Origin of the sequence: Pseudomonas sp. G34 (assembly GCF_031119625.1) — a bacterium.
Lineage (GTDB): Bacteria > Pseudomonadota > Gammaproteobacteria > Pseudomonadales > Pseudomonadaceae > Aquipseudomonas.
Genome location: NZ_JAVHZV010000029.1, coordinates 203,035 through 224,795, shown reverse-complemented (window position 1 = coordinate 224,795; position 21,761 = coordinate 203,035). Strand labels below are relative to the sequence as shown.

At 61.6% G+C, this 21,761-nt stretch carries 25 protein-coding genes; 2 read left to right on the top strand and 23 right to left on the bottom strand.

Annotated elements, in window-relative coordinates:
- Positions 1 to 410 precede the first annotated feature (410 nt).
- Together QYS36_RS19305 and QYS36_RS19300 are read right to left on the bottom strand one after the other, a co-directional pair.
- Complete coding sequence (locus QYS36_RS19305; RefSeq protein WP_308840996.1) at positions 411 to 1,685, bottom strand: Y-family DNA polymerase; 1,275 nt, start codon at positions 1,683 to 1,685, stop codon at positions 411 to 413.
- Complete coding sequence (locus QYS36_RS19300) at positions 1,678 to 2,115, bottom strand: translesion error-prone DNA polymerase V autoproteolytic subunit (protein ID WP_308840995.1); 438 nt, start codon at positions 2,113 to 2,115, stop codon at positions 1,678 to 1,680. Before QYS36_RS19300 ends, QYS36_RS19305 begins: the two co-directional genes overlap by 8 nt.
- Positions 2,116 to 2,215: 100 nt before the next feature.
- Between QYS36_RS19300 and QYS36_RS19295 the strand changes: the two genes are divergently transcribed.
- Entirely contained in the window at positions 2,216 to 2,911 is a 696-nt protein-coding gene (locus tag QYS36_RS19295; RefSeq protein ID WP_308840994.1) for an SOS response-associated peptidase family protein, read from the top strand.
- A gap of 44 nt (positions 2,912 to 2,955) precedes the next feature.
- Entirely contained in the window at positions 2,956 to 3,690 is a 735-nt protein-coding gene (locus tag QYS36_RS19290) for a hypothetical protein (protein WP_308840993.1), read from the top strand.
- 43 nt (positions 3,691 to 3,733) lie between these two features.
- Here QYS36_RS19290 and QYS36_RS19285 read toward each other — a convergent pair whose 3' ends face one another.
- From QYS36_RS19285 to QYS36_RS19185, 21 genes are all read right to left on the bottom strand, one after another.
- Positions 3,734 to 4,003, bottom strand: a complete 270-nt coding sequence (locus QYS36_RS19285; protein ID WP_308840992.1) for a hypothetical protein — start codon at positions 4,001 to 4,003, stop codon at positions 3,734 to 3,736.
- Positions 4,000 to 4,386: a hypothetical protein gene (locus QYS36_RS19280; RefSeq protein ID WP_308840991.1), complete on the bottom strand. Its 387-nt coding sequence runs from the start codon at positions 4,384 to 4,386 to the stop codon at positions 4,000 to 4,002. Before QYS36_RS19280 ends, QYS36_RS19285 begins: the two co-directional genes overlap by 4 nt.
- Positions 4,383 to 4,928: a glycoside hydrolase family 104 protein gene (locus tag QYS36_RS19275; protein WP_308840990.1), complete on the bottom strand. Its 546-nt coding sequence runs from the start codon at positions 4,926 to 4,928 to the stop codon at positions 4,383 to 4,385. The genes QYS36_RS19280 and QYS36_RS19275 overlap by 4 nt, the downstream gene beginning before the upstream one ends.
- 90 nt (positions 4,929 to 5,018) lie before the next feature.
- Entirely contained in the window at positions 5,019 to 5,273 is a 255-nt protein-coding gene (locus tag QYS36_RS19270) for a hypothetical protein (protein WP_308840989.1), read from the bottom strand.
- Between the two features lie 302 nt (positions 5,274 to 5,575).
- Positions 5,576 to 6,133, bottom strand: coding sequence for a hypothetical protein (locus QYS36_RS19265; RefSeq protein WP_308840988.1), 558 nt, complete (start codon positions 6,131 to 6,133; stop codon positions 5,576 to 5,578).
- 2 nt (positions 6,134 to 6,135) lie between these two features.
- Positions 6,136 to 7,746 carry a pyocin knob domain-containing protein gene (locus QYS36_RS19260; RefSeq protein ID WP_308840987.1) on the bottom strand — a complete coding sequence of 537 codons (1,611 nt, stop codon included), beginning with the start codon at positions 7,744 to 7,746 and terminating at the stop codon, positions 6,136 to 6,138.
- 59 nt (positions 7,747 to 7,805) lie between these two features.
- Entirely contained in the window at positions 7,806 to 8,519 is a 714-nt protein-coding gene (locus QYS36_RS19255; protein ID WP_308840986.1) for a hypothetical protein, read from the bottom strand.
- Positions 8,498 to 8,809, bottom strand: coding sequence for a hypothetical protein (locus tag QYS36_RS19250; protein ID WP_308840985.1), 312 nt, complete (start codon positions 8,807 to 8,809; stop codon positions 8,498 to 8,500). Before QYS36_RS19250 ends, QYS36_RS19255 begins: the two co-directional genes overlap by 22 nt.
- Positions 8,809 to 12,636 carry a DUF1983 domain-containing protein gene (locus QYS36_RS19245; RefSeq protein WP_308840984.1) on the bottom strand — a complete coding sequence of 1,276 codons (3,828 nt, stop codon included), beginning with the start codon at positions 12,634 to 12,636 and terminating at the stop codon, positions 8,809 to 8,811. Before QYS36_RS19245 ends, QYS36_RS19250 begins: the two co-directional genes overlap by 1 nt.
- Positions 12,637 to 12,696: 60 nt before the next feature.
- A complete protein-coding gene (locus tag QYS36_RS19240) occupies positions 12,697 to 13,296 on the bottom strand; it encodes a tail assembly protein (protein WP_308840983.1) in 600 nt (199 codons plus the stop codon).
- Positions 13,297 to 13,352: 56 nt separating this feature from the next.
- Complete coding sequence (locus QYS36_RS19235; RefSeq protein WP_308840982.1) at positions 13,353 to 13,751, bottom strand: hypothetical protein; 399 nt, start codon at positions 13,749 to 13,751, stop codon at positions 13,353 to 13,355.
- A gap of 75 nt (positions 13,752 to 13,826) precedes the next feature.
- Positions 13,827 to 14,588 (bottom strand): C40 family peptidase, encoded by a 762-nt coding sequence (locus QYS36_RS19230; protein ID WP_308840981.1) that lies wholly within the window; start codon positions 14,586 to 14,588, stop codon positions 13,827 to 13,829.
- Between the two features lie 2 nt (positions 14,589 to 14,590).
- Positions 14,591 to 15,340: a phage minor tail protein L gene (locus QYS36_RS19225; RefSeq protein WP_308840980.1), complete on the bottom strand. Its 750-nt coding sequence runs from the start codon at positions 15,338 to 15,340 to the stop codon at positions 14,591 to 14,593.
- Positions 15,337 to 15,675 carry a phage tail protein gene (locus QYS36_RS19220; RefSeq protein ID WP_308840979.1) on the bottom strand — a complete coding sequence of 113 codons (339 nt, stop codon included), beginning with the start codon at positions 15,673 to 15,675 and terminating at the stop codon, positions 15,337 to 15,339. The genes QYS36_RS19225 and QYS36_RS19220 overlap by 4 nt, the downstream gene beginning before the upstream one ends.
- Positions 15,675 to 18,917, bottom strand: a complete 3,243-nt coding sequence (locus tag QYS36_RS19215) for a phage tail tape measure protein (RefSeq protein WP_308840978.1) — start codon at positions 18,915 to 18,917, stop codon at positions 15,675 to 15,677. The genes QYS36_RS19220 and QYS36_RS19215 overlap by 1 nt, the downstream gene beginning before the upstream one ends.
- A complete protein-coding gene (locus QYS36_RS19210) occupies positions 18,914 to 19,168 on the bottom strand; it encodes a DUF1799 domain-containing protein (protein WP_308841394.1) in 255 nt (84 codons plus the stop codon). The genes QYS36_RS19215 and QYS36_RS19210 overlap by 4 nt, the downstream gene beginning before the upstream one ends.
- A 65-nt stretch (positions 19,169 to 19,233) precedes the next feature.
- The gene (locus tag QYS36_RS19205; protein WP_308840977.1) at positions 19,234 to 19,614 is read right to left on the bottom strand and encodes a phage tail assembly chaperone; all 381 of its coding nucleotides are present in this window, start codon (positions 19,612 to 19,614) and stop codon (positions 19,234 to 19,236) included.
- Positions 19,615 to 19,617: 3 nt separating this feature from the next.
- Complete coding sequence (locus QYS36_RS19200) at positions 19,618 to 20,271, bottom strand: phage tail protein (protein WP_308840976.1); 654 nt, start codon at positions 20,269 to 20,271, stop codon at positions 19,618 to 19,620.
- Positions 20,272 to 20,340: 69 nt separating this feature from the next.
- On the bottom strand, positions 20,341 to 20,748 hold the full coding sequence (locus QYS36_RS19195; protein ID WP_308840975.1) for a phage tail terminator-like protein: 408 nt from the start codon (positions 20,746 to 20,748) through the stop codon (positions 20,341 to 20,343).
- Positions 20,745 to 21,386 carry a hypothetical protein gene (locus QYS36_RS19190; protein ID WP_308840974.1) on the bottom strand — a complete coding sequence of 214 codons (642 nt, stop codon included), beginning with the start codon at positions 21,384 to 21,386 and terminating at the stop codon, positions 20,745 to 20,747. Before QYS36_RS19190 ends, QYS36_RS19195 begins: the two co-directional genes overlap by 4 nt.
- Positions 21,383 to 21,751: a hypothetical protein gene (locus QYS36_RS19185; RefSeq protein WP_308840973.1), complete on the bottom strand. Its 369-nt coding sequence runs from the start codon at positions 21,749 to 21,751 to the stop codon at positions 21,383 to 21,385. The genes QYS36_RS19190 and QYS36_RS19185 overlap by 4 nt, the downstream gene beginning before the upstream one ends.
- Positions 21,752 to 21,761: the final 10 nt, after the last annotated feature.

Genomic DNA, 21,761 nt, shown 5'->3' with positions numbered 1-21,761 from the left:
TCCGGTGAAGCTCCCGGTAGACAAGGCCAGCGCGCTGCGTCGCGATAGAACCGCAACCTCCTCACACCTAAATCAAGCCCTCGAACCGCAAAGGCTTGGGGCGGGGCCGAAAACACGCCCTCTGCCCCACTTTCCCTGCACGCATAAAAAAGCCCCGTAGTCAGTAACTACGGGGCTTCTAGTTTGGAGGCTGAGGTCGGAATCGAACCGGCGTTCACGGATTTGCAATCCGATAAGCAAGCTCAGGCGCCACGCGGGCTAGAGGGTCGTCCGCGTTCCGAAACTGAACAGAATTCGCACCTCTACAGGCCTAGAGCCATGCGGGGCCTACTCTGAGTTTTGGAACGCATTTTTCCCTAAAAAGCCGCCCTTCTCGCCCGTCCCTGGGCACCACCGCACCGCGTTCTGCGTCAGCGGCTCCCCACCTGCCATAACTGATCTAGCCGAGTCGTATAGCTCTGGCTGAGCATCTCACGCTGCATTCCCCATTCCGGCCGAAGCTCCACCCGGCCTGGCCGTAGCGTGCCCCTTCCCCACTTGGCGTTGATCTCGTCCAGCACCGCCATCACCCGGGTCGACTCGACTGACTGCTGGGGTGCGAATAGGTCACCGGTGATCTCGGTACGCTGACAGATATCGAGCAGCATTACCTCGGCCTTGCTGTACGAGTAGCTGGGCCGATAGGCCTGCTCCAGGGCATGCATGGCGTAGTGGGTGATCATGCGGGTGTCGTCAGTCGCCCAGGGCAGCTGCAGCGCAACGCCCTTCGCGTACTTCGCTTCCTCGGGGTTATGCATGCCAGTGCGCACACCTACACGGATCTGACGGCATACGGACTGCTGCGCCCGCAGCTTCTCACACGCGGTGGCCGTATAGGTCGCCACGGCCTGGCGGATCGACTCTATGTCCTGCAGGCGTTTGCCGAACATCCGGCTGGAACAGATCTCCTTCTTCGGCGGCGCCGCCTCATCCAGCGTCAGGCATGGTGTGCCGCGCAGCTCGCGGGCGGTCTTTTCGATCACTACGCTGAACTGCTTACGCAGCGTCCAGGCGTCTGCCTGGGCCAGATCCCACGCGGTCTTGATGCCCTGGGCGTTGAGGTGCGCCGTCATGCGCCGGCCAACGCCCCACACATCGCTCACCGGCAGCACCTTGAGTACCTTGTCGCGGCGCACCGGATCGCGCAGGTCGACCACCCCACCCGTCCGCGTCTGCCACTTCTTCGCAGCGTGGTTGGCCAGCTTTGCCAAGGTCTTCGTTCCGGCGATCCCTACGCCAGTAGGGATACCCGTCCACTTGAGCACCCGGGCACGGATCTCACGGCCGAGCTGCTCGAGGTCACCTGGCATGCCGGTCAGGTCGGCGAAGGCTTCATCGATGCTGTACACCTCTACCGCCGGCACCATGCCCTCAATCACCGTCATCACGCGCTCGCTCATATCGCCGTACAGCGCATAGTTGCTGCTGAACGGCAGAATGCCATGCCGGCGAAGTTCGTTCTTGATCTGGAAATACGGCGCGCCCATCTTCACGAACGGCTTGGCATCGGCCGACCTGGCGATCACACAGCCGTCGTTGTTGCTGAGCACGACCAGCGGCACACGGCGCAGGTCGGGCCGGAACACTCGTTCACAGCTGCAGTAGAAGGAGTTGCAGTCGATCAGCGCTACCACATGCTCAGCCATGGCAACGAAACCGCCGCAGGCCGCTAGTGACCACGCCCCACACCTCGAACTCGTCGCCCTCGAGGATGTACCGCGGCGGGTACTTCGGGTTTTCGGACTGCAGGATCACCTGCTGCCCCCGCCGTATGTAGGTTTTCAGCACCGGCTCACCGTTCACCGCGCCAATCACAACGTTACCCGACGCGGCGTCAAGTGACTTGTCGACCACCACCACGTCGCCGTCGAAGATGCCCACCCCGGTCATGCTGTCACCGTCCACACGCACCAGGTAGGTCTGGGGCGCGTGGATGCCCAGAAGCTCATCGAGGGATATTTTTTGCTCGAGGTGATCCTGCGCCGGGCTGGGGAAGCCGGCCGGCACCCGGTAGGAAAAAAAAGGCAGCTCAGAAGACGAGCTGCCGACTGGGCCGAGGATGGTTGCATTGCCCATAAGAGAGACCTGAGAATAGTACTGTATGCATATACAGATACCAAATCGGGTCGGACGCGGTCAAAGACTGATGATGGCCATCTGACGACCGGAGAGTTCCATGTGCGGACGATTCACTCAGTACCGAACCGTTGACGAGTACGCGAAGGCTCTGCAGCTGGGCCTGCTTGATGGGGATTGGGCAAACCAACCCCTGGAGCGCTACAACGTGGCTCCACAAAGCCGGGTGACGCTGTTTCATCAAGACGAATTGGGTATCTATGCCCTGCCCGTTCGCTGGGGCTACGCGCCGCATTGGGCAGACGGCAAGCGTCCACCGGCGATCAATGCACGGATCGAGACTGCCGCCACCAGTCGGTTCTGGGGCGCGATCTGGAAGAAGGGGCGCGTGATCATTCCGGCGGACGGCTGGTATGAATGGAAGAAAGACCCGGACAATCCCAAGATCAAGCAGCCGTACTTCATCCGGTTGAAAGGCGGGGCCCCTGCGTTCTTCGCCGGCATCGCCGACGTGCCGCAGGACGGAGAGGATGGCGTTGGCGGCTTTGCCATCATTACCGCAGCCAGTGATCAGGGGATGGTCGACATCCACGACCGCCGGCCTGTCGTTCTGCCGCCAGATGTGGCAAGAGAATGGTTGGAGCCGGGACTAATGCCGGAGCGCGCTGAAGATCTGGCCAGGGACCATGACACCCCCGTGGATGCGTTCGAGTGGTACCCAGTTGGCAAAGCCGTAGGGAACGTGAAGAATCAGGGAGCGATGCTGCTCGATGCGGACTCAGATCCAACTATATAAGCGCTTAATAAAATGAGCCGACACATACACTACAGGGAATAGTTATGAACTTCTTTTCCAATTCAAAAACGGAAGACCGACGTGAAGCCGAGCTTAAGGCCTCGATGACAGAGCCATTCATCCCTGAGTTCAGCGACTACGTAGGAAAGGTGAGAAGAAACTGCCTAGCTGTTAGCACACTGGCACTTGTAATGATTTACGCTGACGTAAAAATAACATCCAATTTCAATACGAATGGATTTAGCATTAGCGGCCTAGACGACTGGACTGTGAAAGCAATCTTGCTCCTATTAACAGGCTATTGGCTTGCGCATTTTATATGGTGCGCTGTTGATTATTTTTATGAGTGGAGAATAAGGCTAAGCGGAATAAAGGAAGGCCCTTACACCTGGGATGCCAGCGAGAGTGATGCGACGCCGGCAGATCGCAATTTCAGCATGCTGCGCTGGGTCTACTTCAAAATTGAAGATATAAGGAGCTTTCAGCGAGAGCTTGAAAAGATAAAAATCGTTCTAGCTGAAAGGCAAGGCGAGATTGATCAGCGCGCTGTTCAGAATATCGAGAGCGGAATCAGGTCACTCCAAAACATGAACATACAGGGCCTAAATGATAAAACCACAAACTCCATATACAGGTTCGATAATTGGTGGAAATTCATGGCCAGATCGCAGTCACTAAGATGGATTACGCTTGAACTCTCGCTCCCAATAATACTAGGCATAACAGCGCTTTTTAGCCTATCCAACATCGTATTTTTCACCAAGGCCGCTGCGGGCTAGCTCTTTCACCAAGGTCTTGGTTAGTTTAGATAGGCCTGTATCCTTAAAAGTGGCAGGCTTGGTTTGCTGACCGCAATTCTCGCTCATATCCGATACGCTGCCGACGCTCAGCAAGCAACGCCCTCACCTTCACTTCGAGGTTGTCGTCTGCCTTCAGGCCGGCAGCAGCCCAGGGCGGCACTGCCACCTCCTTGGTGCGACACGGCACCTCAATCGGCACCTCGACGCGCACGATGCGCGGTTCAGGCTCTGCCGGTGGCTTCGCGGCACAGCCGGCCAGCGCCAATAGCGCGGCCATCAGGATCAGTCTCATAGGCCCAGCTCCTTGTCGATCACGGTTGTAGCCGCGGCACAGGCGTCGCCGCCGGTGCGTTCCTGCTGCAGCCTGTTCGCCGCCTGATAGTCGGCTTCGGATTCTCGCCGGGCGCCGGCCCGGGCCTGCTCGGCCTGCCGCGCTCGAGCAGCGGCCTTGGCGCGCAGATCAGCCAGGGCGCTGTTCTGTTCGCCGACCTGCACAAGTAGGTTGCCGCGGGTCTCGCGGCAGGCCACCAGCTTTCCGTACTGCTCGGTCGACGCCGTGCGCTCGGCATCCAGCTCGGTCTGCAGGCCGGCCACGCGGATCTGCTGGCCAGCGGCGAAAACAGCGACGACGAGCAGCCACCAGCACCAGGCTGGCACCAGCTTCAGCCAGGTCATGCCGCCAGCTCCCCACCGCATGCGGTGAACATGGCCAGCAGGTCGCCCTGATCGCACTGCTCGGCGGCGCGTTCGTCGGCGTAGATCTTCAGCAGGCTGGTCAGCTTGTGCTCGTGCTGGCCATAGCCGGCGCCGGGCAGGCTGGCCCAGATCGGCGCAGCGGCGGCAATGGCCTCGCTGATCCGGCCGGCCTGGATGTGCGGAAGCGCGCCGCACTCCGTGAGCAGTTTCACTGCCGCCAGATCCTGGGCACGTGGAATGAAGCGGCCGATAAAGCCGTAGTTCTCGACGATGGCGTCCCAGGTGCGGGCCAGGAACTGATAGCGGCCGGCGGCGGTGGACTTGATGCCGTAGCGCGGCAGCGGCACAAGCACGCGCGGGTGCTTGCTGTAGTCGGTGAACAGCTGGCCGCCGACGAGCACATCATAGCCGTCGTCGATGCTGCGCTGATTCGGGTGATCGGTGCCTTCGCTCCATGCGAGCATATCTAGGAAGGCGAGCACATTCGCGCCGCCCGCTTCATGAGCTGTAAGTCGAGCCATTGAGTTTTCTCCAGGCATAAAAAAACCCGCACGAGGCGGGTTTTTTTCATTGAGCGCCGACAGCTAACGCCGCCGGCTGTGCTCAGACTGTTACTTTTCTTCAATCAGGGAGTTCACACCCCCGGCGATCGTGCCAGCTACAGCGCCAACAACCGCCAGAGCAACAAACGCGGGCGCGCCGATACCTCCTAGCACGCCGCCAAAAACTGCGGCACGACCAAAAAGCAGGCCGACGCTGCCACAAGCAGCCGCACCTGTAGCGCCACCTAATGCGCTCGCCTTACCAGTTTTCTTCCATCGACTCATGGTATCAGCCCCTGTTTTTCCAGAGACGATACGCGCCATAAGCAGCAGCACCCACTGCCAGTGGCGCAGCTGCAGTGACAGCCAAACCAGCGGCCATGCCTCCGCCTACTACGCTGCCAACAGCAGCAAGACCAGAGGTGATCCCGGCCGCGCCCAAACCTGCCACGGATCCGCCAGCCGCAACTGCGCCGACCGCCCCAGCGCCGCCTACAGCAGCGCCAGCAGCAGCTGCTTTACCCGAATGATCTGATTCTTCAATCTTCGCCATTTTGCTACTCCTAGCCAAACTCCGTTTGATGACGGCACTCTAATATCACACCTGATTGCTGACGCCAAATCTTTTACGCAGCTGGCAGGCGATTCGCCTCCTGGGCGCGGAGCTTTTGAACTTCAGCCTCAAGAGAGGAAATCTGTTGGGAGCGCTGCGCCAAGGTGTCGAGCAGGGTCTGGCGATCCTGCTCGACGGCCTCAGCCGCTTGCTGCAATGCCTGCTCACGCTCCTGGGCTTCATCGCGCTCGCGCGTGACATGCCCGAGCTCGCGATCTAGGTCAGCCGCACGTGCGGTCATCGCGCTCAGCTGGCTGATGAACTCTTTGTGCGTGGTGACTAGATCGTTAAGCGTCTTCTCAAGGGTTTGACCGGTCTCGACAGCCTCATTGAGCTGCTGCTTTAGCTGGTTGATTTCGCCGACCATGGCAGCGCTCAAAGGGCCTAGTGCAGCCTCCAGTTCGCCCGGCTGGGAAAGATCAATACCAGTAACTGGCCCCATCTTTTCGAAAACCTCGCCATCACCTAAGTCAATGCGGGTGAGGTTCTTGAAGTGCGCACCGGTTACGCGATGTTCACCCTCTACCATATTCAGGATAAAAAGCAGTTCGTGCATATAAGTCTGGTTCATGATTAGGCCGCCGTAATAAGCGAAGAGTCTTCTAGCCTGCGCCAAACGCTGCCGTCTGAATAGACAGGCCGTTCGCCGCGAGTTGTTGTATTAGTGCAGTTAAACATCTGGCCTTTGTTTGCTGAAGCTGTCGGCAAAGTGGCCTGGGTGCGGTCTTCCAATTTGTTTGGCGTCAGATTGCCTGTATGCCACAGCTCAACAGCGGCGGCCCAAGTTCCGTTAGTTTGATACCTCACAAAATAACGGTGGGTTGTTACCCCTCCTACAAACTGCACTGCGTACCCGCTCGCAGGGGAACCATAGCAGCAGTGAATACCGGAAATGTATGGTGCGGGGAATGGGTTTGAAGCAGGCACCGCAGAGTTAATAAAAAACTCGCTGCCTCGACTCAGGTTGACTTCGGATATTGAGTTTCTGTATATGCCCGAAGCCCCTAGCCCATGACCACCGTTAAGCACTGCCGCGCCGGAAGTTGTGTCAGTTATAGAAGACTGAACAGGCAGAGAACGACTACCCCAAGACTCTGACCACGTTGACCATGAGCCAGCTACGCAAGCTCTATCGAACTTTCTACCGTAAATTGTCGTAAGCTCTTGCGTTATGTATCCACCAGTTGAATATACGCGGAGCGAAGCCCTAGACAAACCGGGAGAGGCGGGAGGGTAGTTTGAGAAAGAACTATCGACAGCGCTAGGTAAAGTGTATTGACCCGTTACTATATATAGCCCAGAGTTAAAGTCTAACGAAGAAAGCACCAACCCTTGGTTAATTTCTAGGGCAGTTCTCGCGGACAAGGCAGTTGTGCCAATTGCCAACTGATTCTTCTCATGCCAAGCCTCAGCCCAAACCGGATTAGCATTCCCGGTTTTTTTGCCGAAGGCCCAGCGGTCAGGAGACCCATAGCTGCCGGCGAACATCACCTGATACCCAGTATCCGCTGCATTGGCGTAAATGTTCATGAACCCGCCGTTGCTGCCCACAGGCGGCCCATTAAGAGTGCTAGTGGTAAACAGCCCAAAGCAGGTTCGATTAAGACCCTTGAAATCGGAAAGTATCGGGACGGTCTCAGAGTTGCCGAGGCCATGGAATCCCCGCCCGTTAGGATCGAGCATTGCAACCCGGCCGGGAGTCTGATCCAAATAACTCGTAGTCGGCACAAGGCCAAGCGCTGACTGTTGCGCCGCCTGGCTCGCAGCACCGAGAAACGCCCGCCCCTGCGCCGACAAATCGAACGTGCCGATAGCCCCCGGGGCAGTGAACATCAGCCCTTTGTTCGCAGCGCCAACGGCCGCGGCCAGCGCGGTCAGGTTGGCGTTGTTGGCGAAGCTGCCGAGGTTCTGCGTCAGCGCCCGCAGCAGATCAGCGGCCTCTTTCACGTACCCCTGAATCGGCGCGATGCGGTACTGCTTACCCGATCCTGCGGCACCGGTGTACGGCGGCGAGAACGTGAGCTGGGTGTCGCTGGCGATGTTGGTGACCTCATGCATCGACGCGCTGCCGGCGATGGTGAGGCCGTCGCCGGCCCGCACGTTTTTCAGGAATGCGGTGCCGGTGCCGGTGGCCACCTGGCCATTCGCTGCAACCTGGATGGAGCCGTCTGCGTACCAGACCATTGGTTTTTCTCCGGGCAATAAAAAGCCCGCAAGAAGCGGGCTGCTCGACTGGTGGATAATCAGTTTGGGAGTTCGAAGTTTGCCGCCACCATTGGCCAGTTGACGTTGACCGGCGGGTAGTTATCGAACGAGTGAATATTAAAATTCACCTGCTGTTTGTTTGAGTTCGTGAACCCTATATAGGGCTGGTCGGAGAAGTTGACGTTATCCCATGCGTTACGAACGCCGCTGATCATCAGGTAAGTCGTTGCAGGGAGCGCCCAGGGCAACCGGTACTGGAACACGATCCCGCCGGCACCACCCCATGCTGTTGAACCGCCGCCCGACCAGGCCTGCGAGCCGGCAATGAACCGAGCAACTCGGTAGCCACTGTCGTAAACCACTTCAGCGCCTGCGTTCTTGATCCGCATTCCCCACTTATCGGCCGAGGGCTTGGGCTCAGTGGTACAGGCTGAGTATCTGCCAGTGCCTGATGCACCTACAGTGCCCGGCATATTCGTGACGATCACCGCGGACCAGCCAGTCCAGTTACCTGGCCGGCCGGAATGATTGAACGAATGGAAATGCCCAGCACCATTCGGATTCACGAACACTACCGGAGGCGCCTGAGATGTGATCGGCGTCGGGTATGAAACACTTACGCCGCCGCTCCCAGCACGCTGATACGTCCCGTTGTGAATCTCGAATAACGCGCTGCGCGCCTCATCGATGACGACCTGGCCTGAGTTACCGCGAAACCTCCCCCCATAGCTCATTTGGTATGTGCCGCCCATATATGCATCGGTTGATCAACTTGGCCGGAATACTTGCGTATGAGACGCACCCGGGCATTTGGGTAACTGCCCTCGACACGATATTCCGGCAGCGGGATATAAGACGGCAGGTTGCCGTTGTAAAAGGTCACAACGAGAAAGCCTCTTGCCGGATCAAACTCCGGCAGAGCCACCGTCAGGTTATAGGCCCCCGGGAAGGAAGCCACGATGTTCAATATCGTGGTAATCGTGAACTCATTAGAGTCCACGGTCTTCTTCCCGTACTGGTCTTTTATTATCAGGCTGCGCATCAATCGAGTTTCCCGATGGTGATCCTGTCTACGTTGTTTTCGTCATAGACGACCAGCCGATTACTCGAAATCGTCATGCGCCCCTGGTTGTCCAGCGGGCTGTTGATTTCGAAGTCGTTGGTCACGAAGTTGATGCGGATGCCACGTGAGCCGGCCACATAGTCGGGTGACCTCAGCTCGCCGGTAACGATAAGGCGCTCAATATCGGCGCGCCGAATCATTGCGCTGTCGATGAACGTCTGGCCGTTCTGCACAACGAACGGCGCAACCGCACCGCCACCCGTGGCATTGAGAATCGAGAACAGGTTCGCGCGGATGGCGAAGGTCGACTGCACGACGCCACCCTGCTCTTCAAGGCCCAGACCGAAGCCCGCCCACTCGTACACGCCACCCTGGCCGACCTGCAGCTTCACGGCCCACATGGTGGAAACCTCGCCATTCAGCTTGGCCAGGGCGTTGGCGGTGACTTGCACCGCCGACGACGCTTCGCCGGCCACCGCCTGCACCTGCTGGACCTGCTGCGCGAGCGCACCGTCCGCGTTCGCCCGGGCCTGCTGTTCCTGTGTCAGCTGTGCCGAGGTGGCCGCGCCGTCGGCTGTCGCCTTCACCTGGTCGATACGGGTGCCCAACGCCTCATCGGCGCTCGACCTTGCCGTCGCTTCCTGGGTGATCGCGGCGACATTGCCGTCGACACTGGTTTTCAGCTGCGTCAGCTGGGTGGCCGTTGCCTGGCGATCGGTGACCACAACCTGCGACAGCTCGGTGATGCTCGCCGAGTTCTGCCCCACCGATGCGTCCAGCGTGGTGATGCGCTGTGCCAGCGCCTCGTCTTCCGTGGCCCTGACCTTGGTTTCCTCGACCACCTGCGCGACCGTGTTCCAGCCGCGCAGCGCGTCCTCCAGGTCGCCCGTGCCGTCATCGCTGCGAGCAGCCGCGCGCAGCACCTCCAGCGTGCTCGCCTGGGCCTGCACCTTGCCGTCCACGGCGCTGATGTCCGCCGTGTTCTTCTGCACCTGTTGAGCCAGGCCGTTGGCACTCTCTACCGCCTGCCCGATGTCAAGCCAGTAGGCTGCGTTCGGCGGTGCGGTATCGAGCGGCACGGCCTGGATCGCTTGGTACAGCCTGCGACCATTCGGCCCGCCACGCACCGTATCACCGGCTGCGTAAGTGAGCGCCGGGTCATAGGCCAGGGCGTCGACGATATCGCCGATCTGCTGCTCGAGCTCCTCGCGGACCTCGTTGAGGCGGTCGTTGACCGAGCCCGGCCCATCACCGTCGATCAGGTCGATACGCTCAGCCAGGTGCTGACCCAACGCCGAGCTGTTGATCCGTTCGGCGAAGTATTCATCGTACTTGCTGACATCGGTGCTGCTGATGCCGTCGACCCATGCCGTCCAGGCACCGACGTTGCCGGTGCGGTCTACCAGCCGAGCGCGGAACCAGAAGCGCACACCGGCGGCCAGGCCATGCAGCTCATGCTCGCTCTGCGGGTAGGCGAAGTCGCCCAGCTTCAGCGCGTTCTGGCCGGTGGCGTTGTTGGCGTACTCCACTTCGGTGCGCTGGGTGTCCTCGACGCCCTCCGGGAACAGCCATTTCAGGCCGATGCCGAAGATCAGCGGTGCGGTTGTCAGCGAGGCCAGTGCCGGCGGCGCGCCGGTCTTGCCCTCGAGTTGGGTCAGCATCGAGTCGCGCCAGATCGACGACACGTCCCAGGCGCTGACAGCGCGCACCCGGGCGACATAACCGCCGGTGTAGATGCCGACCACGTCAACGCTGAGTGCGCCGGTGCGCGGCAAGCGGATCCAGTTGCCGGAGTCCTTGCGCCATTCCACGTCATACGCCACGGCGCCCGCCACGCTTGGCCAGGCGATCGTCATCGTGTTGATGGCGATCCCCTGGTCGAGGCTGTGGAACGCCGTGATGGCCACGCTGGCCGGCGCCTCGATGCTGCTGATCGGCACCACGCTGATCGGCCGGGTTTCCAGCCGGGCGCCGGTGTCGATCGCGTCGAACTTGCTCGGTTCGTACTGCAGCGCGTCAATGGTGTAGTTGCCATCGGTATCGCGCGCCACCTTCATCACCCGGTACAGTTGGATGCGAAGGTCGTCGGCATCGATCGCCCACACCAGCTGCGGCGCCGGGGCCTCACTGTAGTCGGTGGTCACGGTGACCTGGCGGCCGGCAACGAGGCGCACGGTACGGCCCTCGGCCTTGCCGCTCGGCAGGTTGAGGATCAGCCGATCGCCCGGCTTGACCTGGGTGTCCCGATCCAGGGTGATCACCCGGCCAGCGACCGCCGAGATACGCCCGCCGATCTCCCGGCCGGCCAGCAGCGAGTCAGCCACCGGAATCACGTAGCCCGGCAGCGGAATGCGCCCCTCCAGGCCGGTCTTGAAGTTCACCGTTCTGTCCTGGGTGTTGGTCAGCAGCACCCATTTGCCGCGGCGCTGGGCTTCGCTCTGCCGGGTGCAGCCGATCGCCGATAGCTCGACGGGGCGGTCACCATAGCGGCGCTGCAGGCGCTTGTCGGTGACGGGCACCACGTCGGTGTCGTAGTTGTTGTCCGGGTTGTCGAAGCTGACAAGTGCGCGGCTGTAACGCGTGCGCGCAGAGCCGCTGCCATAGGTGAACTTGCCGTCGACGACATTGCCGCGGGTGAACACGTAGTCGAAGTCCGTCTCCCGCGGCATATCGGCCTGGCTCATGAGCTGGCCCTGCGACCAGTACGTCATGCCGCGGTAGATCGCCGCGATGTCGCGCAGCAGCACCCAGGCCTCAGCCTTCGCCTGCAGGTTCAGGTCGCAAAGGAAGCGCGGCTCCTGCCCGCCCTTGCCATCGTCGACCAGCTGATCGCAGTACTGGGCGATGCGGTACAGCTCCCACTTGTCGACCATCCACGGTTTGATGCGCCGGCCCAGGCCGAAACGGTCGCTCACGCAGAGGCCATAGGTGATCCAGGCCGGGTTGTTCGTCCAAGCGTTCTTGAAGGTGCCGTCCCACACACCGCTGTAGGTGCGGGTTTGGGGATCGTAGTTGCTCGGCACCTGGAACTTGCGCGCCTTGCACTTCACGGTCACCGCAGGAATGTTGGTGAACTGCTCTGCGCTGAACTCGATGAACAGCAGCGCGGTGTTCGGGTAGCGCAGCTTGGCGTCGATGACCTCAGACAGGCCAGCAATGATCATGGTGTCGGCGATACGGTTGTTGTTCTGGTTGGCGGTCAGCCGGCGCACCCGCAGCTGCCAGCCACTTTCTGCCTTGGGCAGATCAATCCGGCGGGAGCGCTCGTAGCGGGTGGTGGTCTTGCCGTCGACCGCTTCGCGCAGCGCCTCGACGTAGGCGCCGCCATCGGTGGCCACGTCTACGGCGTACTCGATTCGATAGCCGCCCAGGTTGCCCTCGCTGTCCTGCCGCTGCAGCGCTGGCCATGCGAACCGCAGGCGCACGGCTGAAAGCTGGGTGTTGCTCAGCGCACGCACGAACGCCGTGTCGGAACGCAGCTCGACGTTTACCGTCGTCTCGTTCTCGACGTTGGGGATGCCCGGGATGTGGTTCTGCTCGACAGAGCCTGGGCGCCACTCCCACCGCACGGCTGGAAAGTTGAGGTTCCCAGCGGCGTCTGCCAGCGGCGTGTTATCCAGGAAGATGTCCTGCGCGGTTGGAATGCCCTCGAACTCGCCCTCGCCCACCGCGATCAGGATCTTGGCCGTAGCCGTAGACTGCAGGTTGTCCGGGGCCTCATACGGCGATTTAGGCTTGCTGCTGCCGCCCTTGCGGCCGGCCAGCTCAAGATGATCATCGGCTACGGCTTCGCGCGCTGCGCCCATGCTGCTTTCTCCCAGGCATAAAAAAACCCGCACAAGGCGGGTATCTGTTCGGATGTGGCGTTACATCTGGTCTTCGGCGTAGATGCCCGCGCTGATGATCGCGCCGCCCCAGCGCCGCAAGCCCGCACAGAACGGGACGGGGTTGCCGCTGGCTGTGGTGTTGCGCGCGCTGCCGAAGGCGTAGGAAGGCTGGTTCTCAGGCGACGCACTGGTCTTCAGGCCGGATGCCTGCGGACTCATCATCTGGATGACACCGCCGGCCACGAGCGACGCGCCGAGTAGCATGAGGTTTGTACCGCCAGCCCAAGAGGTCATTGTACCGACGACTATCAGAGCCACCCCTAGAACCGTCTGCAACACGCCACCGCGCTTGCTGCCCCGCACTACCGGCACAATGCGAATCTCGCTTGCCCCTCCCATTTCGAGCTCTTGCGCGCCGATGTTGCGGCGATTACGGAATACCGCGTACTCAAGACCCTGGGCATGTGCGTTCGCCAAGGCGCGGGAAAAGCCGGGGTGGTTGGCGTCGATCGCCTTCACGGCTTCGCGCACGTCACCGGTACCGAGCAGAAAGCGGTGCACGCGGCCGAACTGTCGGGCGAGAGAGCCAGATAGCTTGATGGTCGTCATCGGGGTGTAATGCAGAACTGATGCTGCCATGCCGTTCCTCCGGGCAATAAAAAACCGCCCGGAGGCGGTTCTTAAAAAAGATAATTTCAAAATATCTTCATATTCATACCTGACGGGGTAATTTCCCACGCCGAGACCATTTTCGCGTTCCTGAAAAGAAACCGGTAAGGCTTGGCTCCGACATAACCTCCAAAGCTGTTCTTTGCGTTTACGCGGACATCAAGCATGTAACCTGGCTGGAGCTTTCTACCCTCAAAGGCGCTGCCGACGTAATAGCCCTTGTACACATCCCCGAATGAATACTGCGCAGATGAGGGGTCTTTGAGGTACATAGAGAAAAAGTCCTGCACCTGTTTCTGTGCGTCGTACTGGCTGATCGCATAGCCATAATCGGCTGAATCAATCTGCTGCTGGGTCGGCTTTTGAGCACATCCAGCAATGAGCACGAGCCCACCCAAAATCACCAAAGCAATCAGTCTTCGCACAGCTCGTCCTCCTTGAGAAAGTCCAGACTTTACCATCAGTGCGCCAGTACAAAAACAAGCTGCGTTACCGAATAGTTATTCTGGCGATACGCTAGGATGCCGGAGTATCAGCCGGGCTCTATCCCACCAAGGGCCGCCGAACACAATGATCTCGCTCGGTTTACCGTACAGGTGATGCAGCAGGAACGGCCCGGCGCCGAACACTCTCGCCTGCTCGCCGGGCAATGATGGGTCATCCCCAAGGTAGACCCCAGCGTGGTTCGGATGCGCAGTGCGGCCGATACTCATGATGATCAGGTCGCCACGCTGCGGGACGTCGACGCGAACGAAGCCAGCGGCCTCATACAGGTCTTCATAGTGGCTCGGGCCATCGGCCTTTTCCCACCAGCCGTCTTCACGCTGATAACGCGGGAACGTCAGGCCGCGCGCCCGGGCGAACCAGTCGGCGCAGACCTGCCAGCAGTCCTGCACGCCGTGCACGAAGGGGCGGCCGAGCAGCGGCACCTGGTCAACAGGGTCGAGAAGTCGCAGATCGCCCTCCGGCCAGCTCAGGATGTACCACGGCAAACCCGAGGCGTTGCACATTGCCACGTCCGCGGCGCTGGGTCGGCTGGTGGCGTCTGGGTGGCTGTGCACCACGGCGATGATTTCGCCCAGGTCTTCGGCATCCGCATAGGCCTCAGGCGCGATGCGAAACTCCTCGCTTGGATCGTCCGCTGTGTTTTCGCACGGCACGTAGCGATGGGCGCGCCCAACCTGCACCACCAACCCGCAGCACTCACGCGGATACTGCGCCGCAGCGTGCTGCTGCACGGCGGCAAGAATGTGTTTGCGCATGTTCAGCTCCGCGCGATCAGAGAAACGCCCGGCATGCCGCCGTGCGGTAGTTCGTTGTTCGCCCCGAACCGCGGAATGCAACCGGTGCCCAGGCAGCCATCGCACTCGTCAAGTTCGGGATCATCGGTGGGGTTGCCGTCGATATCCACATACGGGCCGGTGTAACCGCAGTTCGGCCCGCGGTAACCGCCCGTCATCGCCCAATGGCAAAGGGTCGTCATTTGCCGGCCGATCGACTCTCCGCCAACATCGCCCGGGCTGGCCAGCTCCCAGGAGACCAGCTCGCCGTCCTCGCTGGCCTTCTGGTCGAAGTACCAAATTTCCAGCGCCTCCTGCGTGGGGTCCGCATCCGGATTGCCAGCAGGAAAGTTGATCGCATCCAGGTACTGAGCGAGGGTCTTGCGCTCGATCAGTCGGAAGTCGGCGAGGTCGTCGAAGACCAGGCACAGCGCCGTCAGCCTGCCGTCGATGTTGCCGGCGGAGAACGTCGGTCGCACGGCGGTACCGTCGCTGTTCACCTCGACCCCTTCCAGCTGAACAGGCCAGGCGTGATACTCGTTGCCCTGCCACCAGATCGACTTCGCGGGCAGCTGGTCAGCAGCGGCGCCCGCGGCCGCAAGCTCTGCCGCCGTGTGCGGGATAGGATGGCCATGAAAGCGCAGCACGTCTGCGCCGTATTCAGTGCCGTCCAGCTCGAACAGGGTAATTTCGCTGCCCGGCTCCAGGGTCTGCACACTGTGATTGAGGCTCATGGGTGATATGCCGTTTCAAAGGTAGCTGTAATCCGCCAGACCGGGCCGCCCACATTCACCGGCTTGAATCCGGAGCAGGTATAGAGCCCCAGCACACCGAGCGGCGGCGTCCAGAGGAAGGCCTTGCCGTTGGCATGCCTACGCAGGAACGCCGCCACTTCCAGCGCGATCGGCTTCATCGACACATGGGAGATCGGCCAGGACTGGCTTTCGTTGTTCAGACCGTCGCCCGCTACCTGGCGGTAGCCATCACCGAACTGGGTCGAGCGCTGGCGGAAAGCGACATCGCCGTCCGCGCCTGCCTCGGTGTTCCAGGTGAATGTTTCGATCGCCATCAACCTCTCCCCTGTGCATTGCGATAGCTCACGCCGCCCGGGCGCCAGCTCTCGGCCACAGCGCGCTCAGCGGCGACCTTCATTTCTCGCTGCATGTTGGCGGCCAGCGCCTGCTGATCGAGCTCCATGCCCTCCGAACTACGGTCATCCATCGTGATGGAGACCGGCGAGGAGATCTGCATCGTCGTCATGCTGCCTCCCGCCCCTAGGCTGCGAACTCCCAGTGAACCGTCAGCAGCACGAGCCAGCGGCACGATTGCCTCCGGCCCGGCCTCACCCATTACCCCCGCCTTGCCGCCGGCCATGCCGAACGCCGTCGGCTGGGATACAACCGAATTCGTGAAGGCGCCGCCCTTGGCAAAGAACTGGGCTCCGGACGTCCAGGCACCGCCCTTAGCTTGAGCTGCCGCCCAGTTGCTGAAGTCAGTCCCCGTGTATCCGGCTTGGGTTGCACCCGCAGATACGGCGGCACCGCCGCCGAAGTAGGTGCTGGCGGCCGACATACCCATGCTGACAACGCTGCTCATAAGCCCGGTGGCAGCTTGGCGCGCCGCAATCCGCGCCATATCGGCCAGGACGCTGCGGGTGAAGTCCGCGAAGGACAGCTTGCCGGTCATGGCGAACTGCACCACCGCATCCTCCATGGAGCGGAAACCGTTGCTGAACAGATCCTGGGTCATGCCGGCGACGTTCCGCGCGCTGTCTAGGTAGTCCGCCCAGGCCGCCTTGGCGCCGTTCTGCCAATCGCCCTCGGCCGCGGCGATTGCGTCATAGTTGGCGACCACCGTGTCGCGCATATCGCTGTGCGAGGCCTTTAGCGCAGCCAGGCGCCGCTGGTACTCCTGCTCGGACATTTGCCGCGACGGGTCAGCCCGCTGATTGTCCAGCTCCATCAGCTGCTGGTTGTAGCGGTCCTGCAATGCGTTCAGCTGCTCGAACTGCGCACGGTCTCGAGCCCCCATGCCTACGCCGGCGGCAGCACGCTCACCCTGCTGCCGAAGCGCATCGACCTGTGCCTGCAGCGCCAGGGTGTACCGCAGAACGGCTTGCTCCTGGCGCGCCAGGCGGCCCTGCTCGCTGAGCGAAATCTGATTCAGTTGCGACTCGGCGTCCTGCTGAGCCTTCACCATGTTGCTGCGCGCGGTGGCCACGCGCTGATCCAGCTGGATCCGCTGGGCAGCGGTAACGCCCTGCTTGTTCCGCGCTTCTTCCAGCGCAGCGATCTCACGGCCGTAGGCTGCCACGACCTCTTCACGCTCCTGCTTGATGATCGCCATGCGCTGTTCGGCGTAGCTCTCCTGCGATATGACGCCAGCGCGCTGCGAGGCCTCCAGCTCCTTTTGAGCGTTGCGGTAGTAGCCGACCACCTGGGATAGCTGGTTCTTCACCTCATTGGCCGCACGCGTGTCATGCGCGGAACCGGTAGCGGTGTCCTTGAATCGGCTGTTGATGTTGCGAATGTTGCGGTCTACCGCGGATTGCTCCAGGCGGGCATCGTTGGGGTTCGCCTTCCTGATGTCCTCAAGCTGCTTGCGGTATTCCTTGACCGCCTCGGTACGCTTCTGCTCGTTCGTCCAGCTCGATTTGGTCAGCGCGTCGACCTTGGCCATCGCGTCGATCGCCTCTCGCTGAATAATCGCCTGCTCGCTGTCATAAGCAGCGATGTCAGCCTTGGCCTTCCGTTGTTCCTTGAGCATGTCCAACTGCTCGAGCAAGCGCGTCCGGCTGGAATCAGCGTTGTTGAAGAGCCCAAACCCACCCTGGTTGACCTGAGCAAGCCGGCGCTCAACGTCAGCGATCTGGTCATCGATGTCGAAGCGCCCCACGTCCTTGGCGCTATCCCAAGCTCCAGCCGCAGCGTTGCGCACGCTCAACCAGGCACGCTCGATCAGCCCCAGATCCTGGGTGATCTCCGCCGCCCTTGATTTGACGGTATCGGCATAGGTGTCGGTGGCAAGCTTTACCGCCCCCACGTGATCGCCCTGCTTCTCCAGCGCAACGATCTGCGAGTAAACCGACGCGGTCAGGTAGTTGTACTGCTCGTTGAGTTCCTTCGAAGCGCGCACGGGGTCGTCAGCGAGCTTGGCGAACTCCGCCACGGTCTTCTCGACCGCGGTACCGGTGGCCTGCTCCATGCTCAGTGCAGCTTCTGCGACCTCGACGAAGCTCTCGCCGGCGATCTTGCCGCCGGCGGCCATGCTTGCCAGCACACTGGCGGCGGCGCCGGTGGTGCCGACGGTGCTGCTCACCTGGCGGGCCATGTCGGAGAGGCCTGAAGCGCTGATGCCGGCATAGTTGCCGGTCAGCACCAGGCTCTTGTTGAATTCGCGCTGCTCCTTGTCGCCCTGGTAATACGCAGCGCCAAGTGCGCCGACGGCACCCGCAACGATGCCGATGGGCAGCGCTACGGCCAGCAGGCCTGCCGACCCTTCTCGTGCGCCAGAGGCGATTTGGGCGATGTTGTTCGCTGCAGTGCCCCAGTTCCCGGACGCTACGGCGTTGCCAAGTTGCAGCACGTCCTCGCGCGCCTGACGACTGTTCAGGCCGAGCTGACTGATCGCACCGCCGGTCTTCTGGACTTCGGCGCGGCCGGCGCCAATCTTGGCCATGGACGAGGCGTACTGATCATTGGTTATGACGCCCCGGGCCAGCGCATCGTTCAGCGCTTTCTCCTGCGCCTCCAGCCGCGCCAGCCTGGCCGTCACCGGGTCAATGCTGTTGACCGTGCGCTTCAGCGCTTCGATCTGGCGGCTCTGGGCCGCAACCGCCCGCTCCTTCTCGGCCGCCTCCTTGGCCTCGGCCTTCTGCAGCCGGTCGTAGCCGGCCCCGAGCCGATCCTGGTACTTCACCTGGTCTTCGGCGGTGACCAAGCCGGCCTTGCGCGCCTGCTCGAGCAGCCCTTCGGCCTGGATGATCTGCTCGATGCTGGAGAGATTGCCTTCGAAGGCCTTCTCCATACGGCTGATCACGGCGATTTCGCTGGCCGCGCTCTCGGTAACCTTGCGGGCTGCAGACGCTTGGCGCTCACGGGCAGCTGCTGATTTCTCAGCAGTCGCGGCCGCGGCCGACTCTGCATTCGAAACGCCTTTGCTCGACTGCTCCAGGCCTTTATTGGCATCGGAGAGGTTGTCGATCGCCTGCTCTGCACCTTCTGCGGAATCGACCAGGCGATCAAGGTCGTCTGCCGCCTTCGCGGCCGGGCTGGAGTCGACCTGGATACCCAGCTGAGCGAACGTGGTCATTGGCTTTGTCCTGATTGAGATATCTGCTTCAGCGCCGCAGCTTCCATCACGCGGATGTCGTCGAACACGCTGCGCGCCGCAATGCCGAGCATGCGAGCGGTGACCGGGAGCGCGGTGTAATCCAGGCCAGTGGCGCCCCTGACACCTACCCGCCACTGTGTGCTGAGTGCTTCGAACACCCGGAACGCGGGCCAGGAACACGGCCAGACCTCGACCTCCTCGTCCTCTTCATCGAAGTCATCAGGCGACAGACCGAACTGCGCCAGGTGCTCCTCGGAGTGATCCTGGTAGGTGTAAAGGCTGGCCGCGGCGTTCCTCAGTTTCCCAGTCGTGCCTCTTCGTACGCGCGGGCATACACGGCAAGGATCGCTTCCGGCACTGTGCGAGCGGACGCGACCAGCGCGCGAATGTGCACGTCGTCGAAAGGCTCATCGAAGCCCCAGGCCTCGACGACCTGCTTGATCTGGCCGACCTGCAGGTCGATCTGAGCTGACGTGAACTCGGGCAGGCTCAGCTGATCAGCGCGTTCGGCCAAATCGCGCTGCTGCTCGCCCCACTCGCTGTAGAGCTGAGCAAGCGCCTCGCGATCCAGGTAACGGAACGTGAATGGGACATTGACGGCATCACCGCCAACGCGCGGGATAGGTACAGCGCCGGCAAACGCCGGCGCCTGGCTGATGGAGAACTTCTTGGCCATGGCTTACGCAGCCGCCTTGTAACGGGTCGGGCGGCCATCCAGCGCGATGGTCATGGTGCGCGCCATCACCTCGTTGACAGTTAGCGTCGGGGTATCGCTGACCGAGATGTACCCGTTGTAGTAGATCTCGCTTCGGTCGCGCAGCACCAGGCGGCACACCTCCAGCTCGCGGCGGCGGTCTGCGGCCTCGATGACAGCCCAGTGAGGCAGGTCGACGTCATCGGCGATCGGGATCGCGATGCTCTGCGCACTGCGCACGGTCGGGAGCTGCCGCTGATCATCGTCCTCGAGGAACTGGTACTGGGTGAACTGTTGCTCGCCGCCAGATGTGCTGGGGTTCATGACCTGCTGGATCTGCTGCCAGCCGGTAACCAGGCGGACCGCCCCGGCGCCGCCGCCCGCGGGAAAGCGCTGCTCGTCGGAGGTGTCGAAACCGAGGAGCTGGAAGGTGTCTTCGGTCACCACGCCGACCTTGGCCGCGCGGCCGTTGATTGCGCTCCAGCCGGACACGAGCTTCACGATCTGGCCTTCTTCCAGGCCGTGCCCCGCGGCGCTGGCCACTGCCACAGCCGCATTACTGATGGCGGTCACAGCGATCGCCAGCGCGTAGCCGGATGCGATGCTCATGATTGCGCCGTTGGGGAGTTTCGCTGCCATTGGGTTTTCCTCATGCAGAAATGAAAGAACCCGCTCAAGGCGGGTTCAGTGGGTGCCCAAGCGGGCAATTCAGAAGGTGTCGGAGCGGTAGCTGATGCTGATCGGCACCGTGGCCTCACCGTCGCCCTGGATAAGCGGCCCGCGCTGGGGCTTGCTCATGACCTGGACCTTGAAGGCGTCGCGCTGGAGATAGCTGTAAATGGGGAAATGCCCTTTCAGGCCTTCGCATACTCGACCTGCCACGTCGGTCCCTGCCCCGGCCTGCATGACGACACTGACCTGGAACACGCCGGTGAGCAGCTCGTGATCGCCGGCCAGGTCGTTGCTGGCCGTGTCCGCCGGCAGCGTGAAACAACGCAAATACGCGACGCCCACCGGCTCGAACTGAAAGTTGGGATAGGCGATGGCCAAGCCCTGCCCCTGCGCCCACTGCTGCAGATCCTTCTCGAAGAGCTGCTGGATGATCTGGTGGCTCATACCTGATTGTTCCTTGCTGCCGCGTCGACGATCTGCTGGAAGCGCTCGACGGTGATCCGCACCATGCCGTTCGGCGCCTGGGTACTGTGGCCATACTCCAGCGGGATTGCATACGGCAGGTTGTTCACGATGAACGCGACTTGCCCCGCGGTCATCTGCTCCACCTGCAGCTTCAGCTTGGCCAGGGTGACGTTGCCGGCTGGGTCAGGCTGGTCGAGCGTGCCCTGGGCCGGCGTCTGGATCGAGAACTGCCAATTACCGCGAAAGCGGCCACCGACGTAACCGCGCCCCGACACCAGGCCGTTGACGTTGAAATTCTGCTCGCGCTCCGCCTTGGTCAGCGGCTTCGCCAACTTCACGCCGCGCTTGAACTTGCCGTTCCTGTTGAAATTCGACTCGGTGAGGTTGGTCAGTGTGTTGCGCACGGCCACCTTGAAGTCGTACTCGTCGGCTGACGCCCGGGCCTGGTCTCGAAAGGCCACGTTGGCTGCCCAGATCTCGGGGTTGCCGACCGGCGACATACGAATGACGCTGCTGCCCAGCTCGATGATGATTTCCCGCACTGTCGTGTTGAGCGCGGCCTGCGCTTGCTCCGCGAACACCCGCACGTCCAGCGCGAAGCTGCCCTGGCGGCTCATCGCCGCACCTGCAGTTCATACAGAATGGGCGTGCCGGCCGGGTTGACCTCTTTGACCGGAGGGACGATGGTCCACTCCACACCCTGGATCACCGCCTTTGAACCAAGCGAGGGCACCCAGGCGAGCCCTTGGGCGGGGATCTTGAGCTTCTTGTCACCCGTCAGGATCAGGGATGAAGCCTCGAACTCGCGGCCGGAGTACTCGAGCAGCAGCCCCTGCACATCATGCTCAACAGCAACTGGCGGCGCGGGCGCGCTGGCTTCAGGGTCGTACTCGCCCTGCTGCAGATTCCGCAACGTGACCAACTGGCCGTACTCGGTGATCATATCGAGGGCCATGGCGGCCATCTGATGATAGAAAGACATAAGGAACACC

Excerpts from the sequence above, each read along its gene's own strand:
- QYS36_RS19305 (WP_308840996.1), bottom strand. The coding sequence starts at position 1,685 with ATGGCTGAGCATGTGGTAGCGCTGATCGACTGCAACTCCTTCTACTGC.
- QYS36_RS19300 (WP_308840995.1), bottom strand. The coding sequence starts at position 2,115 with ATGGGCAATGCAACCATCCTCGGCCCAGTCGGCAGCTCGTCTTCTGAG.
- QYS36_RS19295 (WP_308840994.1), top strand. The coding sequence starts at position 2,216 with ATGTGCGGACGATTCACTCAGTACCGAACCGTTGACGAGTACGCGAAG.
- QYS36_RS19290 (WP_308840993.1), top strand. The coding sequence starts at position 2,956 with ATGAACTTCTTTTCCAATTCAAAAACGGAAGACCGACGTGAAGCCGAG.
- QYS36_RS19285 (WP_308840992.1), bottom strand. The coding sequence starts at position 4,003 with ATGAGACTGATCCTGATGGCCGCGCTATTGGCGCTGGCCGGCTGTGCC.
- QYS36_RS19280 (WP_308840991.1), bottom strand. The coding sequence starts at position 4,386 with ATGACCTGGCTGAAGCTGGTGCCAGCCTGGTGCTGGTGGCTGCTCGTC.
- QYS36_RS19275 (WP_308840990.1), bottom strand. The coding sequence starts at position 4,928 with ATGGCTCGACTTACAGCTCATGAAGCGGGCGGCGCGAATGTGCTCGCC.
- QYS36_RS19270 (WP_308840989.1), bottom strand. The coding sequence starts at position 5,273 with ATGGCGCGTATCGTCTCTGGAAAAACAGGGGCTGATACCATGAGTCGA.
- QYS36_RS19265 (WP_308840988.1), bottom strand. The coding sequence starts at position 6,133 with ATGAACCAGACTTATATGCACGAACTGCTTTTTATCCTGAATATGGTA.
- QYS36_RS19260 (WP_308840987.1), bottom strand. The coding sequence starts at position 7,746 with ATGGTCTGGTACGCAGACGGCTCCATCCAGGTTGCAGCGAATGGCCAG.
- QYS36_RS19255 (WP_308840986.1), bottom strand. The coding sequence starts at position 8,519 with ATGGGCGGCACATACCAAATGAGCTATGGGGGGAGGTTTCGCGGTAAC.
- QYS36_RS19250 (WP_308840985.1), bottom strand. The coding sequence starts at position 8,809 with ATGCGCAGCCTGATAATAAAAGACCAGTACGGGAAGAAGACCGTGGAC.
- QYS36_RS19245 (WP_308840984.1), bottom strand. The coding sequence starts at position 12,636 with ATGGGCGCAGCGCGCGAAGCCGTAGCCGATGATCATCTTGAGCTGGCC.
- QYS36_RS19240 (WP_308840983.1), bottom strand. The coding sequence starts at position 13,296 with ATGGCAGCATCAGTTCTGCATTACACCCCGATGACGACCATCAAGCTA.
- QYS36_RS19230 (WP_308840981.1), bottom strand. The coding sequence starts at position 14,588 with ATGCGCAAACACATTCTTGCCGCCGTGCAGCAGCACGCTGCGGCGCAG.
- QYS36_RS19225 (WP_308840980.1), bottom strand. The coding sequence starts at position 15,340 with ATGAGCCTCAATCACAGTGTGCAGACCCTGGAGCCGGGCAGCGAAATT.
- QYS36_RS19220 (WP_308840979.1), bottom strand. The coding sequence starts at position 15,675 with ATGGCGATCGAAACATTCACCTGGAACACCGAGGCAGGCGCGGACGGC.
- QYS36_RS19215 (WP_308840978.1), bottom strand. The coding sequence starts at position 18,917 with ATGACCACGTTCGCTCAGCTGGGTATCCAGGTCGACTCCAGCCCGGCC.
- QYS36_RS19205 (WP_308840977.1), bottom strand. The coding sequence starts at position 19,614 with ATGGCCAAGAAGTTCTCCATCAGCCAGGCGCCGGCGTTTGCCGGCGCT.
- QYS36_RS19200 (WP_308840976.1), bottom strand. The coding sequence starts at position 20,271 with ATGGCAGCGAAACTCCCCAACGGCGCAATCATGAGCATCGCATCCGGC.
- QYS36_RS19195 (WP_308840975.1), bottom strand. The coding sequence starts at position 20,748 with ATGAGCCACCAGATCATCCAGCAGCTCTTCGAGAAGGATCTGCAGCAG.
- QYS36_RS19190 (WP_308840974.1), bottom strand. The coding sequence starts at position 21,386 with ATGAGCCGCCAGGGCAGCTTCGCGCTGGACGTGCGGGTGTTCGCGGAG.
- QYS36_RS19185 (WP_308840973.1), bottom strand. The coding sequence starts at position 21,751 with ATGTCTTTCTATCATCAGATGGCCGCCATGGCCCTCGATATGATCACC.